The sequence below is a fragment of the Pseudonocardia sp. MH-G8 genome, assembly GCF_002262885.1.
Classification (GTDB): domain Bacteria; phylum Actinomycetota; class Actinomycetes; order Mycobacteriales; family Pseudonocardiaceae; genus Pseudonocardia.
On sequence record NZ_NKYF01000021.1, the window covers coordinates 68,518 to 81,333 of the forward strand.

Here is a 12,816-nt window from a genome sequence, read left to right on the forward strand (position 1 = left end):
CCGACATGCGCGAGTGGACCGTGCCGGCCGTCCTCGAGGCACGGGCGCGGGATTCGGGGGACGAGGTGTTCCTGCGCATGGTGGGAGGAGGTCGGACCACCTACGCGCAGACGTTCCAGCGCGCCCGGACCATCGCCGGGGCGCTGATCGAGCTCGGGGTCGAGCCGGCCGAGAACGTCGTCGTGCTCGCGCCCAACTCGATCGACACCGTGCACGCCTGGCTGGGCATCAACCTGGCCGGGGCTGTCGAGGTTCCCCTGCACCCCGGGGCGCGTGGCACGGCACTGCAGCACCTGCTCGCCGACTGCGACGCCCGGGTCGTCCTGATCGACGAGGAGTTCCTCCCCCGGCTCCTCGAGGTGTCCGGGCAGCTGCCGGCGCTGCGCACCGTGGTGGTCATGGGGGACGGGGGAGCGCCGCTGCCGCGACCGGCCGGGCTGCGGGTCGTGGAGTTCGCGCGGCTCGTGGCCGGTCAGCCCCCGGCGGCCCTGCCGACCGTGGCCGCCTCACATCCGGCGTCGATCATCTACACCTCGGGTACCAGCGGCCCGCCGAAGGGCGTGATCATGCCGCACGGCCAGGCGCACGTGCTGGCCCGCACCGCGGTCGAGGGCCTGCGCATGACCGGCCGGGACGTGTACTACTGCTACCACCCCCTGCATCACATGGCCGGCAAGTTCATGGCGATCTTCGCCAGCATGATCGCCGGCGGCTCCGTGGCCCTGGACGTGAGGTTCTCCGCGGACACCTGGCTGGAGCGGATCCGGGATTTCGGCGCCACGGTGACGGTCGCGCACGGCCCGATGCTCGAGATGGTCCACCGCCTGCCGGCGCGGGCCGACGACGCCGACAACCCGCTGACGAGGGTGCAGGCGTCGCCGTTCCCAGCCCGGATCGCGGAGGCGTTCGAGGCGCGGTTCGCGGTCCGGGGGATCGAGGTGTACGGGATGACCGAGATCAACGTGCCGTGCTGGCGCCCGTACGACGAACCGCTGCGGGTGGGCTCGTGCGGTCGGATCCGGCAGGACCTCTTCGAGATGGCGGTGGTGGACCCGGACACCGACGAGCAGTTGCCTCCTGGCCAGGTCGGTGAGTTCGTCGTCCGTCCGCGGTTGCCGTGGACGGGCATGCAGGGCTACCTGAACCAGCCCGCCGCGACGGTCCGAGCCTGGCGCAACTCCTGGTTCCACACCGGCGACCGCGGCCGGATCGACGCGGACGGGTACGTCTACTTCGTCGATCGGGCCAGCGAGCGGATCCGGCGGCGGGCCGAGAACGTGTCCGCCGAGGAGATCGAAGCGGCGGCGCTGACACACCCGGGCGTGGTCGACTGCGCGGCGGTGGGTGTCCAGTCGGAGTTCGAGGCGGACGACGACATCAAGCTCACCGTCGTCTGCGGGGAGCCGGCGGTGGCCCCTGAGGTGCTGCTTGCGCACCTTGCCTCGCGGCTGGCGCACCACATGGTTCCGCGGTACGTGGAGTTCCGAGACGCGCTGCCCCGCACGCCGACCCAGAAGGTGCAGAAGGCCGCCCTGCGCGCCGACGGCGTCGCGCGGGCATGGGACCGGTACGCCGCCGGGATCTCGGTCCGCGCCCTCGTCGAGGACGCGCGGAGCGGCATCGACGGGATGGCGGGGGAGCCTGCGACGTGAGGAGCCCGGCCGGCCCGGGACCCCGAGGTCGCCGGGCCGCCCGGGCGGTCACAGCGCGGTGAAGCGCTCGGCGACGAGCTGCACCACGCGCTCGGGATCCTCGGCCGCCCAGCGTTCGCTGATCACCTCGACCTCGATCGGGCCGAGATAGCCGTTCTCCTTGGCGCGGTGCACGAACCCGCTCAGGTCGATGCACCCGTCGCCGGGCATGCCCCGCGCGGCCGTGTGGTTGCGGATCGGCACCACCCAGTCCGCGAGCTGGAGTCCGACGCAGGGCGAACGCATCATCTCGTCGTCGAGATCGGGGTCGAACCAGACGTTGTAGGCGTCGATCACCACCCCCAGGTTCGGGTGGTCGATGCTCCCGCAGATCCCGTTCGCCTCACCGAGCGAGGTGATGATCGACCGGTCGCCGGCGAGCATCGGGTGCAGGGGCTCGATCCCCAGCACGACCGATGCCTGCGCGGCGTGCTCGATGATCCGCTCGATCCCGTCGCGGATCATCGCCCGCGAACCGCGGGGGTCCTTGTCGACCACGGGCCCGCACACCAGGGGCAGGACCGGGGCCCCGAGCTCGTGCGCCTCGTCGATCGCCAGCCGGCAGTCGTCGACTGCCTCCTGCCGACCCGCCGCCGTCTCGCTGGTGAACATGCCGGCCCGGCACAGGCTCGTGACCGCCAGGCCGGCCCGCTCCACCAGGTCCCGAGCGCGCCGGATCCCGTAGGCGCGGGTGACCTCCCGCCACGGCGCGATGGCCGGGATACCGGCCCGCGCCGCGACCTCGACCAGCTGCTCGAAGTCCAGCCGGGGCACGGTCATCGAGTTCAGACTGCACCGCGAGAGCTCCATCGAGCGCCCCTCACTGTCCGATGTGGACGTGGCCCCGGCGCCGTGCCGCGTCGTACAGCACCACGCTCACGATGCAGAGGGCCGCCCCGTACACGGGGAACACCCAGAACGCGCCCTGCTGCTGGAGCCACACGAGCACGTAGGACGCGGTGCCGCCGAAGACGGTCATCGCGAGCCCGTACCCGATCGCGACGCCCGTGGTGCGGCAGCTGTCGGGCATCAGGGTGGAGATGATGTAGTTGAACAGCACCTGGTTCAACGACACCAGGATCCCGCCGACCAGCACCACCACGGCAAAGGTCCAAATGCCGGGCTGCTGGTAGAGCAGCACCATGAACAGCGTCGGGACCAGGCCGAGCCGGAACAGCGTGAAGATCTTCGAGTTCGTGTAGCGGTCGCACAGGCTGCCCGCGAGCGGCCCGACCGCCACCATGACGCAGCCAAGGCCCGTCATCACCGCGAACACCTGGGTGGGGTCCTCGCCGAAGACGGAGCGGGCCATGTTGGGCATCCCGACGGTCCACGCGTAGTTGGCCACCTGCGTGCCCGCCACCACGAAGACGACGGCGAGCAGGCCAAGGCGGTGGCGCCACAGCTCGCTCCAGACATCGGCGGAGCTCCTCGGTGCAGCTTCGGCCTTGGCGTTCGCGCCGGTCTCCGGGAGGGACCGGCGGAGGTAGAAGATCACCAGCCCGGCGAGCCCGCCGATGATGAACGGGACGCGCCAGCCCCAGTCCGCCATCGCCTCGCCGCCGAGGACCGCGCTGACCAGGAAGCAGACGAGCGCGGCCAGCAAAATCCCTGCCTGCAGGATGGATCCGGAGACGGTGGTGGCGAACCTCCCGCGGTTGCGCGGGCCGGCCAGCTCCAGTGCGGCCGCGTTCCCCACGGCCTGCTCGATGCCGGTGGACAGGCCCTGGATGAGCCGGGCCGCCACCAGCGCCACTCCGGCCCACACGCCGATCTGGTCGTACGTGGGCAGCAGGCCCATCATCAGCGTGCTCGCCGCCATCGCAGTGATCGACGCCAGGAGCACCTTCTTGTGCCCGATGCGGTCCGCCAGCGGACCGAAGAAGACCGCCGCGAGCGGGCGGGCGACGAACCCGACTGCAAACACCGCCAGCGCGGACAGGGTCGAGGCGACCGGGTCGTCACCGGGGAAGAAATGGGGTGCCAGCAGCGCCGCGACGAGCCCATAGACGCTGAAGTCGAACCACTCGACCGCCATCCCGCCGCCGAGCGCGACGACGTACCGCTTGTTGATCTTCTGGTCCGCGTCCGGCTCCGTGCCGTCCCCGGACCGGGTGCCCGCCGCGGGCTTCACAGCGTCTGTCCGCCGTCGACGGTCCAGTTCTGGCCGGTGACGAACCGGGTGCGGTCCGACGCGAGCATGACCGCCACGTCGGCGATGTCCTCCGGCTGCGCCAGCCTGCCGAGCGGGATGCCGGTCCGGAACGTGCTCGGGTCGCCGTTGATCTGGCGCTCCGGGCCCACGCCCAGCTCGGCCCACTGCCGCCGCTGCATCTCGGTCTCACAGGAGCCGGGGTTGACGGTGTTGACCCTGATCTGCCGTCCCGCCAGCTCGAGCGCGAGGCACTCGGCCATCATCTCCGAGGCGGCCTTCGAGGCGCAGTAGGCGCCGAGGTCCATGCGCGGCGCGTGGGCACAGTTGGACGTCACCACGGCGATCGAGCCGCCGGCGTCGGCGGCCACCATCCGGCGCGCCGCCGCGGTGCAGCACAGGTAAGCGGCCCGCGCGTTCACCGCGAACTGCCGGTCCCACACCTCCACGCCGTCGGTGAGCAGGCTCCCCGTGCTGCAGACCCCCGCGTTGTTGACGAAGGCATCGAGCCCGCCGAGCGCCGACACGGCGTCCTCGACCGCGCTCTCGACGGCGGCCGGGTCGGTGAGGTCGGCCGAGAACCCGTACCCGCCGATCCGCTCCGCCGTGCTGCGCGCGGAGTCGCCGTCGATGTCGAGCACGGCGACTGTCGCGCCCTCCCGGGCGAACGCGGTGGCGATCGCTGCGCCGATCCCCCGGCCGGCGCCGGTGACGATCGCGGTCTTCCCCTTGAGCAACGAGCTCACGTGCATCTCCTTTGATAATTTTCTCACGCGCTTGATCGAGTGCGGCCGCACTCGGCCGCGCGGAGCTAGCGGCGGAACTCGACCTTGGTGTCCAGTGCGGCGGCGAAGGCGCTGCCGATGGCCTCGCGCGCCTTGCCCGGCGCGGCGGCGTCCCCGATCACGATCACCTCGCGCCGGTCGTCGGTCGCCAGTCCCAGTTCGCGCCGCACGGATGCTCCCGTTGCGGCGCGGGCGCGGTAGTAGAACAGGTCGCGCAGCCTCGGGTCGGCGAAGACCTTCCGGCCGGTCGCGGACTTGAGACGGCCGGAGCGCAGGACCGCCCGCACCACCGGCCCGGTGCGCCCGCGGTAGCGCGCGCCCGTCGCCAGCACGACGGTGTCGGCGTCGGCCAGCAGGGGTGAGTCGCGGGTGAGCCGGGTGCCGAACCGGAAGTCGACGCCCAGCCGGCGGCACTCGCTCTCCAGCTCGCCGATGTAGGCGTCGAAGGTGCCGTCCGCGGCCTCGACGTCGTTGAAGAGCGGCGCCTTCCCGGTCCAGCGGAACGCGCCGCCGGCCCGGCCCTCGCTCTCGACGACCGTGACCTCGTTCTGCCCCGCGACCAGTGCCGCGTACGACAGGCCGGCCGGGCCGGCGCCGATCACGAGGATCCGCCTGCCGCGCGGGCCGGACTCCTCCCGGAAGTCGTTCTCGTGCCCGGTCAGCGGGTTCACCACGCAGCTGAGCACGTTGCCGCCGCGCATGTTGTTGACGCAGTGGTTGCACGCCAGGCAGCGACGCACCGGGCGACCGGCCCGGACCTTGGCCGGCCAGCTCGCGTCGGCGATCAGCGGGCGGCCGATCGCGACCAGGTCGAGCTTCTCCTCGGCCAGTGCAGCGGTCGCCACCGCGGGGTTCCCGAGCCGTCCCACGCCGATGACCGGGACGTGCACCTCCTTCTTCACCGCGGCGGCGAAGTCGAGGAACGCCCCGTCCGGATACGCCATCGGCGGGATCATCCGTTCCGCGCCCGGCACCGAGCGGTAGTGGCCTGCGGTGACGCTGATGGCGTCGGCACTAGCCTCCGCCGCCCAGATCGCGACCTGCAGGCCCTCGGCGAAGGGCAGGCCCTCGGGGAAGAGGTCGTCCACGGTGATGCGGAAGATCACCGGGAGGTCCGGCACCGCAGCCTTGACAGCGGTCAGGATGCGCAGGCCGAACCGGGCCCGGTTCTCCAGCGAGCCCCCGTAGGCGTCGGTGCGGTCGTTCTCCGCCGGACACAGGAACTGGGAGATGAGGTAGCCGTGGGAGGCGTGCAGCTCGACGACGTCGAACCCGGCGGCGCGGGCGCGCTGCGCCGCCTCGACGAAGGCGCGGACGGCTTCGTCGATGCGGTTCTCCGTCATCGCTTCCGGGCGCGCGATCTCGTGCTCGATCTCGAAGACCGGGACGGGCATCGAGGACGCGGACACGGGCTGGGTCCCCGACACCGCCCGACGGGCCCGGCTGCCGCCGTGACCGAGCTGGATCGACGCGCGCGCCCCCTCCGCGTGAATCGCCTCGACGATGCGAGTCAGGCCGGGAAGGAACTTGTCGTCGTAGATGCCGAGCTCGTGGAACCTGTGCCGGCCGGCGACCTCCGGCGCCGCCATCTCGACCGTGACCAGGCCGACGCCACCGCGGGCCCTCGCCCGGTAGTAGCCGACGGTCTCGTCGGTCGCGAACCCCTCTCGCGTGGCGTACCGGGTGGTCATCGAGGGCAGCACGATCCGGTTCGGGATCTCCACGGTCCCGATCCGGATCGGGCGGAACATCAGGTCAGCGGGTTGCATCGCCGAGCCCCGACTGGTCGAACGCCTTCGCGAGCTGCACGCGCTCCTCGGCGCCGAGCGGCCGCAGCGGAGGCCGCACGAACGCCTCGTCGATGCGCCCGAGGTGCTCGAGGGCGAACTTCATGCGGTTGTGCCCGTCCAGGAACGGGTCGCGGTAGCAGGCCTCCGCGAGCGGCCAGATGCGGTCCCAGACCGCGCGGGCTCCGTCGAGGTCGTTCGCCTCGACGGCGTTCCACAGCTGCACGTGCAGGTCCGCCACCACGCTGCCGTGCCCGGAGAGGATGCCGTCCGCGCCGACGCAGAGCGATGCGAACAGCGACCGGCTGAAGCTCGACAGCACGGTGATCTCCTTGCCGAGCGCCTTGAGCGCCCGCCAGGTGCGTTCGTAGACGACGATGTCGTTCGACCATTCCTTGATCGCGACGACGTTGTCGATCGTGGTGCAGAGTTCGAGGATCCCGTCGAGCTGGATGCGCAGCGGGGACGTCGTCGGGTAGATGAAGGCGATCATGGGCAGCCGGGTGGCGGCCGCGATCTCGGCGTAGTGCCCCGTCGCCATCTCGGTGCGCAGGTGGCCGCCGTCGCTGAACACGTTGGACGGGAAGACGAGCAGGCCGTCGGCCCCGTCCTCCTCGTGCCGGGCAGCGATCCGTGCGGCCTCCGCGGTGCCGTCCTGGTAGACGCCCGCGATCACCGGCACCTTCCCGTCCACCTCCTCGAGCACGATGGCGAGGACGCGGCGCTGCTCGTCGGCGGTCAGGGTCGCGACCTCGGAGGCGTGTGCGGTGGTCGTGATCCCGCCGAGGCCGTCGGTCTCCACCAGCCACCGCAGGTGCTTGCGGAGATTGGCCTCGTCGATCTGCAGGTCCGCGGTGAAGGGCAGCAGATGCGCCGGGATGACCCCGCGGAAGCGGGTGAGCTCGTCTGGCATGGCGGGAGGTTACGAACGTGCTCGTCACCCCTGCCAATGCCGTTCGAGGAGGCCTCATACGTGCTATGCATAACGGCGATGACTGAACAGCGTGGTTCGCACGGCATCGAGCTCCGGCTCCTGCGGGCGTTCATCGTGGTGGCCGAGGAGCGGAGCTTCACCAGGGCGGCGCAGCGGCTGCTCCTGACCCAGCCCACGCTCAGCCGGGCCGTCGTGGCGCTCGAGCAGGCGCTGGGCACCCGGCTACTCACCCGTGACCGGCACTCGGTGGCGCTGACCGCGGCCGGTGCCCGGTTCCTGGTGCACGCCCACCGCGTGCTCGCCGTCCTCGACGAGGCCGTCGACTCGGCTCGCCGGGCCACCTCCGTTCTGCGCGTCGGCTTCACGTCGGGGGCCACCGCGGAGATCACCAGCCCGGTCGTGCGCGCGTTCGAGGCCGAGCACGCCGAGGTCACGGTCGATCTGCGGCGCTACGACGACGCCGGCGCGAGCCTGGCCGAGGGCAAGTGCCACGTCGCGTTCATGGTGGGCGGGGCCCGGGACCCGTCGTGGGCCACGCTGCTGCTCTGCGAGGAGCCCCGGATCGCCGCGCTACCGGTCCAACACCCGCTCACCAGCAGGGACGTGCTCACCCTGGACGACCTGCGGGAGCATCCCGTCGTGGTCAACGTGCTCGCCGGGACCACGCACCCCGACCTGTGGCGGCCGGGTTTGCGGCCCAGGCGGTTCGTCCGCGTGCAGAACATCGAGGAGTGGCTCGAGGCCATCGCGACCGGGCGCGGGTTCGGCCTCACCCCGGCCGCCACCGGCCGCGTCTACCGCCATCCGCAGATCGCCTACCGGACCGTCTCCGACGCGCCGCCGGTCCCGATCTCGCTGGCGTGGAAGACCGTCGGCGGTCACCCGCTGATCGCGGACTTCGTCGCGGTGGCGGCCCGGTCGGTGCAGGACCACCCGCCGGCGGCGATGGCCGAGGTCGGCCCCTGACCTGGCCCGGTCCTCGCTACTTCTTGCTCTCACCCGCGTCGACGAGCAGCTCGAGGCCGGTCACGAAGCGGGCCTCGTCGGACAGCAGCCAGAGCGCGGCCGCGGTCGAGTCCTTCATCTCGATGTTGTGCGGGATCAGCTGGGAGTCGCGGAACTGCTGGAGCAGCTGCTCCTTGGCCACCCCGCCGAGCTGCACCATCGCGTCGGTCATCGTGGTGTCGATGGCCGCGGGGTGCAGGCTGTTGCAGCGGATGCCCTCGGGACCCAGCTCCTTGGCCAATGCGCCGGCGAGTGCCCGCACGCCGGCCTTGGCGGCCGTGTAGTGGCTCAGCCAGCCGTAGAACTTGACCGACGCGATCGACCCGACGAGGACGAGCGCGGAACCGGCGCCACGACGGCGGAGGTGGGGCACAGTGGCCTTGCAGGTGTAGAAGACGCCGCTGAGGTTGATGTCGATCATCGTCTGCCAGTTCTCGACCGGCAGGTCCCACACCGGCAGGAAGCCGTCGCTGATGCCGGCGTTGGCGATCACGTGGTCGATGCCGCCGAGGGTGGCGGCGGTCTCGTCGGCGGCCGCCTGCAGCCCGGCGTGGTCGCGGACGTCGACCTCGAACGCGAGGGCGCGCCGGCCCATCGCCTCGACCTCCTTGCGCGTGGCCTCGAGGTCGGCCGCGCTCGAGACGGGGTAGGCGGGGTTGTCGACGGTGCCCGCCGACCCGATGTCGACCAGGGCGAGGTCGGCGCCCTCCTCGGCCAGCCGCAGCGCGTGGCTGCGGCCCTGCCCGCGGGCCGCGCCCGTCACGAACACGACCTTGCCGTCGAACCGTCCCATGCTCATCTCCTTCCGGGTGGTGTCATCCATATGTGGTGCCCAGGTACTGGTGGACGTCGGCCCGGGTGACCAGCGGGTAGTCCAGCGGGATCCGTTCGGGCAGCGGCTCGCCGGAACAGGCCTTGGCCGCGGCGACCACCCCCGCGGAGACGGCGACCGGGTAGACCACGGTGGCCTCGTAGCTGCCGTCGGCGACCCGTTCGATCCCCTGTTGCTGGCCGTCGATCCCCGAGATCCGGACGGTGCCCTCGCGGTGCGCGGCCTCGATCGCCTGGATCGCGCCGAGGGACATGATGTCGGCGTGCGAGATGATCCAGTCCAGCTCGCCGTTCGCGTACTTGGAGAGCAGGTTGCGGGTGGCCTGGTAGCCCTGGGTGATGTCGTAGTTGCCGTTGACGTCGTCGACGATCTCGATTCCCGGGTACCGAGCCAGGGTGCGGGTGATCCCGGTGGTCCGGTCGATCGTCGGCGACGCGCCGGGGGTCCCGCTCAGGATCGCCACCCGGCCGCGGCCGCCGAGCTGCTCGGCGGCGTGCTCGGCGACCCGGTCGCCCAGCTCGACGTCCGGGGCCTTGATCGTGGAGAGGACCGGGGCGTTCACCGCGCGGTCGACGGCGATCACCTCGGCGCCGCGCTCCGTGGCCCGCCGCGCCGCCGGGGCGAGGGCGTCCGCGACGACGGCGTCGAGGACCACGACATCGGCGCCGGCGTTCACCACGGTGTCGAGCTGCGAGGTCTGGGTGGTGACGCTGCCCTCGGCGTTCAGCACGGAGAACTGCATCCCCGGGTACGCGGTCGCCACGCGCTGCGCCGCGAGCGCCTGCGCCGCCCCGTACGGGAACGACGTGGCCGGGTTGAGGAACGCCACCTGGCAGCTCACCTGCTCCGGTGGGGTCTCCGACGCCAGCGCGGTGCGGCACTGCTCCCCGCAGAACATGCCCAGCGGGTCGGCGGCCGACACCCCGACCTGCGGTTCCCGCGCCGCGCATGCGCTGGTCAGCGACGCCGCGGCGAGCAGACCGACCAGTGCGCGCCGCGCCCTCACCGCGGCGCCCCGGCCGTCGAACGGCGCAGCAGCCTGCGGACCGCGGTCCGGATCTCGCCGGAGGCGACCAGGACCGCCGCGATGATCACGACGCCCTGCACGATCTGGGCCTGGTAGGGCGAGATCCCGAGCAGGACGAGCACGTTGGCGATCACCGCCAGCACGAAGGCACCGACGACGGCGCCCAGCAGGTGGCCGCGCCCGCCGAACAGGCTGATCCCGCCGATCACCACGGCGGCGATCGCCTGCAGGTTCGTCAGACCGCCCGCGGTCGGCTCACCGGACTGCACGAGCGATGCGGTCATCATCCCGGCGAGCCCGGCGCACGACCCGGCGATGACGTAGACGGCCAGTAGGACGCGGTTGACCCGGATTCCGGACAGTCGCGCGGCTTCCCGGCTGCCGCCCACGGCGTAGATGTAGCGGCCGAAGGGCAGGTAGGTGAGCGTGAGCCAGCCGAGCAGAGCGGTGGCGGCGAACACGATGAACTGCCCGGGGACGGCCCCGATCCCGCCGCTGCCGAAGAAGTCGACCAGGGCGTCCTCGCGGGTGAACACCACCCCGGAACCGCCGGAGACCGTGAGGGCCAGGCCGCCGCCGATCGCCAGCGTCGCCAGCGTCATCACGAACGGCTGGATGCCGAGCACCGTGACGCCGACGCCGTTGACCAGTCCGAAGAGCCCGCCGACCAGTACGGCCAGCAGCAGCGCGAGCGGCGGCGGGACGTCGCCGAGCACGGCGAGGCCGAACACGACGCCGGACGTGGCGAGGATCGAGCCGACCGACAGGTCGATGCCGCCGGTGAGCACGACGAACACCATCCCGACGCTGACGACGCCGATGATGGAGACCTGCTGCAGGACGTTGAGCAGGTTCCCGACGCTGAGGAAGTCGGGCACCAGCAGGCCGAGCAGCACCACGAGCAGGACCAGCAGGCCGATGCGCGGGGCCATCCGGGTGAGCGACCCGGAGCGGGGCCGGCGGCCGGGGCCCGGCGCGGCGCCGTCCTCATCGATCAGCGCAGCCGTACTCATGATCAGACCACCTCCGTCGTTTCGTGGGTGCTTCGTCCGCCGTCCGCGGCCGTGCCGACCGCGAGCGCGACGATCTCCTGCTCGTCGAAGTCCGGGCCGGCGACGATCCCGCCCTGCCGGCCCCGGTGCAGGACGACGATCCGGTCGCAGAGGCGGGTCAGCTCGGAGATCTCCGACGAGCTGACCACCACGCACGCGCCGGCGTCGGCGAGATCGGAGATCACCTCGTGGATGGCGGACTTGGCCGCGACGTCCACTCCCCGGGTCGGCTCGTCGAGCACGAGGATCGACACGTCCGCGGCGAGCCACTTGGCCAGGCAGACCTTCTGCTGGTTGCCACCGGACAGCCCGCCGACGGCGCCCCGGGTGCCCCGGTGCGAGAGCTTGATGCGCAGCCGGTCGACGAACGAGGTCGCGACCCGCTCCGCCGCGGCCGCGGACGCGACGCGCCTGCGCGTCCGGACCAGCTGCGGGATGGCGATGTTCTCCTGGACCGACATGCTCAGGACCAGCCCGTCGGTCTTCCGCTCGGCGGGCACGAACCCGATCCCGTGGGCGAGCGCCTGCGCGGGGGAGCGCAGGGCGACCTCGGACCCGCGGATCCGCATCCGGCCGCTGTCGAGCCGCAGCGCCCCGGCGAGGACGCGGCAGAGCTCGCCCCGGCCCGACCCGCGCAGGCCCGCGATGCCGACCACCTCGCCCGCCCGGGCCGTGAAGCTGATGTCCGCGACGCCGGCGACGCCGATCGACTCGACCGCCACGACCTCGTCACCCGGGCTGCGCGCGTGTCGCGCGCGTCCCGCCTCCGCAGCGGCGGACCCGGCCGGGCGGCCGGCCATCAGCCCCACGAGGTCCTGCTCGGTGACCCCGGCGAGCGGACCCTCCCCGACCAGCCGCCCGTCGCGGAGCACCACGTACCGCCGGGCCACGGCGAGCACCTCGGACAGCCGGTGCGAGACGAAGACGACCGCCGTGCCGGCGGCCCGCAGCCGCTCGACGATGGCGAAGATCCGCTGCACGTCGTGCGGGTCGAGGGCCGCGGTCGGCTCGTCGAGGATCAGCACCTTCGGCGAGGTGCGAACGGCCTTCGCGATCTCCACCAGGTAGCGCTCGGCGAGCTGCAGATCGGCGACGCGCGCTGCGGGCGGGACGTCCACGCCGAGCGAGTCCAGCAGCTCGCGGGCCTGCCGGTGCACCGCGGCCCAGTGCACCAGCCCGGCACGGCGCGGGTAGTCGCCCAGCAGGATGTTCTCGGCCACCGTCAGGAAGGGGTAGAGGCTGAGCTCCTGGTAGACCGCGACGACCCCGTGGCGCGACGCCGTGAGCGGGTCCCCGGGACGCAGCGGCGCGCCGTCCAGTTCCACCGTCCCGGCGTCCTGCTGCTCCGCGCCGGAGATCACCTTCAGCAGGGTCGACTTGCCGGCCCCGTTCTCCCCGAGCAGCCCCACGACCTCACCGGGAACGAGCTCGAGCGACACCCCGTCGATGGCCCGGGTCGCGCCGTACGCCTTGGTCAGGTCCCGTGCGACCAGAACGGGCGGGTCGCTCGTTCCGCTGTCGTGTCCTTCGCCCATTCCTCGCCTCACTTCT

General features: G+C 72.2%; 11 protein-coding genes. 2 read left to right on the plus strand and 9 right to left on the minus strand.

The window, feature by feature from the left end:
- The first annotated feature begins 5 nt into the window (after positions 1-5).
- Positions 6-1,652, plus strand: coding sequence for an AMP-binding protein (locus CFP66_RS33250; protein WP_094929377.1), 1,647 nt, complete (start codon positions 6-8; stop codon positions 1,650-1,652).
- A 48-nt stretch (positions 1,653-1,700) separates the two neighbouring features.
- On the opposite strand, the gene CFP66_RS33255 is transcribed toward CFP66_RS33250, so the two are convergent.
- The 5 genes from CFP66_RS33255 to CFP66_RS33275 form a co-directional block, all read right to left on the minus strand.
- On the minus strand, positions 1,701-2,471 hold the full coding sequence (locus tag CFP66_RS33255) for a sugar phosphate isomerase/epimerase (protein ID WP_158228304.1): 771 nt from the start codon (positions 2,469-2,471) through the stop codon (positions 1,701-1,703).
- A 40-nt stretch (positions 2,472-2,511) separates the two neighbouring features.
- Positions 2,512-3,825, minus strand: a complete 1,314-nt coding sequence (locus tag CFP66_RS33260; RefSeq protein WP_198961830.1) for an MFS transporter — start codon at positions 3,823-3,825, stop codon at positions 2,512-2,514.
- A complete protein-coding gene (locus CFP66_RS33265) occupies positions 3,822-4,589 on the minus strand; it encodes an SDR family NAD(P)-dependent oxidoreductase (RefSeq protein ID WP_198961831.1) in 768 nt (255 codons plus the stop codon). Before CFP66_RS33265 ends, CFP66_RS33260 begins: the two co-directional genes overlap by 4 nt.
- A 65-nt stretch (positions 4,590-4,654) precedes the next feature.
- On the minus strand, positions 4,655-6,397 hold the full coding sequence (locus CFP66_RS33270) for an NADH:flavin oxidoreductase (RefSeq protein WP_094929212.1): 1,743 nt from the start codon (positions 6,395-6,397) through the stop codon (positions 4,655-4,657).
- Entirely contained in the window at positions 6,384-7,328 is a 945-nt protein-coding gene (locus tag CFP66_RS33275) for a dihydrodipicolinate synthase family protein (protein ID WP_094929215.1), read from the minus strand. Before CFP66_RS33275 ends, CFP66_RS33270 begins: the two co-directional genes overlap by 14 nt.
- 78 nt (positions 7,329-7,406) lie before the next feature.
- Between CFP66_RS33275 and CFP66_RS33280 the strand changes: the two genes are divergently transcribed.
- Positions 7,407-8,315, plus strand: a complete 909-nt coding sequence (locus tag CFP66_RS33280; RefSeq protein WP_158228305.1) for a LysR family transcriptional regulator — start codon at positions 7,407-7,409, stop codon at positions 8,313-8,315.
- Between the two features lie 16 nt (positions 8,316-8,331).
- Here the strand turns inward: CFP66_RS33280 and CFP66_RS33285 are convergent, their stop codons facing one another.
- The 4 genes from CFP66_RS33285 to CFP66_RS33300 are packed head-to-tail and all read right to left on the minus strand — an operon-like array spanning position 8,332 to position 12,800.
- The gene (locus CFP66_RS33285) at positions 8,332-9,147 is read right to left on the minus strand and encodes an SDR family oxidoreductase (RefSeq protein WP_094929224.1); all 816 of its coding nucleotides are present in this window, start codon (positions 9,145-9,147) and stop codon (positions 8,332-8,334) included.
- A gap of 22 nt (positions 9,148-9,169) precedes the next feature.
- A complete protein-coding gene (locus CFP66_RS33290) occupies positions 9,170-10,192 on the minus strand; it encodes a substrate-binding domain-containing protein (RefSeq protein ID WP_094929226.1) in 1,023 nt (340 codons plus the stop codon).
- Positions 10,189-11,226, minus strand: a complete 1,038-nt coding sequence (locus tag CFP66_RS33295; protein ID WP_094929229.1) for an ABC transporter permease — start codon at positions 11,224-11,226, stop codon at positions 10,189-10,191. Before CFP66_RS33295 ends, CFP66_RS33290 begins: the two co-directional genes overlap by 4 nt.
- 2 nt (positions 11,227-11,228) lie before the next feature.
- Positions 11,229-12,800: a sugar ABC transporter ATP-binding protein gene (locus CFP66_RS33300; protein WP_094929231.1), complete on the minus strand. Its 1,572-nt coding sequence runs from the start codon at positions 12,798-12,800 to the stop codon at positions 11,229-11,231.
- Between the last annotated feature and the right edge of the window lie 16 nt (positions 12,801-12,816).

What these genes read in the sequence shown, in the direction of transcription:
- CFP66_RS33250 (WP_094929377.1), top strand. Translation starts at nt 6, where the DNA reads ATGCGCGAGTGGACCGTGCCGGCCGTCCTCGAGGCACGGGCGCGGGAT.
- CFP66_RS33255 (WP_158228304.1), bottom strand. Translation starts at nt 2,471, where the DNA reads ATGACCGTGCCCCGGCTGGACTTCGAGCAGCTGGTCGAGGTCGCGGCG.
- CFP66_RS33270 (WP_094929212.1), bottom strand. Translation starts at nt 6,397, where the DNA reads ATGCAACCCGCTGACCTGATGTTCCGCCCGATCCGGATCGGGACCGTG.
- CFP66_RS33275 (WP_094929215.1), bottom strand. Translation starts at nt 7,328, where the DNA reads ATGCCAGACGAGCTCACCCGCTTCCGCGGGGTCATCCCGGCGCATCTG.
- CFP66_RS33280 (WP_158228305.1), top strand. Translation starts at nt 7,407, where the DNA reads ATGACTGAACAGCGTGGTTCGCACGGCATCGAGCTCCGGCTCCTGCGG.
- CFP66_RS33285 (WP_094929224.1), bottom strand. Translation starts at nt 9,147, where the DNA reads ATGGGACGGTTCGACGGCAAGGTCGTGTTCGTGACGGGCGCGGCCCGC.
- CFP66_RS33295 (WP_094929229.1), bottom strand. Translation starts at nt 11,226, where the DNA reads ATGAGTACGGCTGCGCTGATCGATGAGGACGGCGCCGCGCCGGGCCCC.
- CFP66_RS33300 (WP_094929231.1), bottom strand. Translation starts at nt 12,800, where the DNA reads ATGGGCGAAGGACACGACAGCGGAACGAGCGACCCGCCCGTTCTGGTC.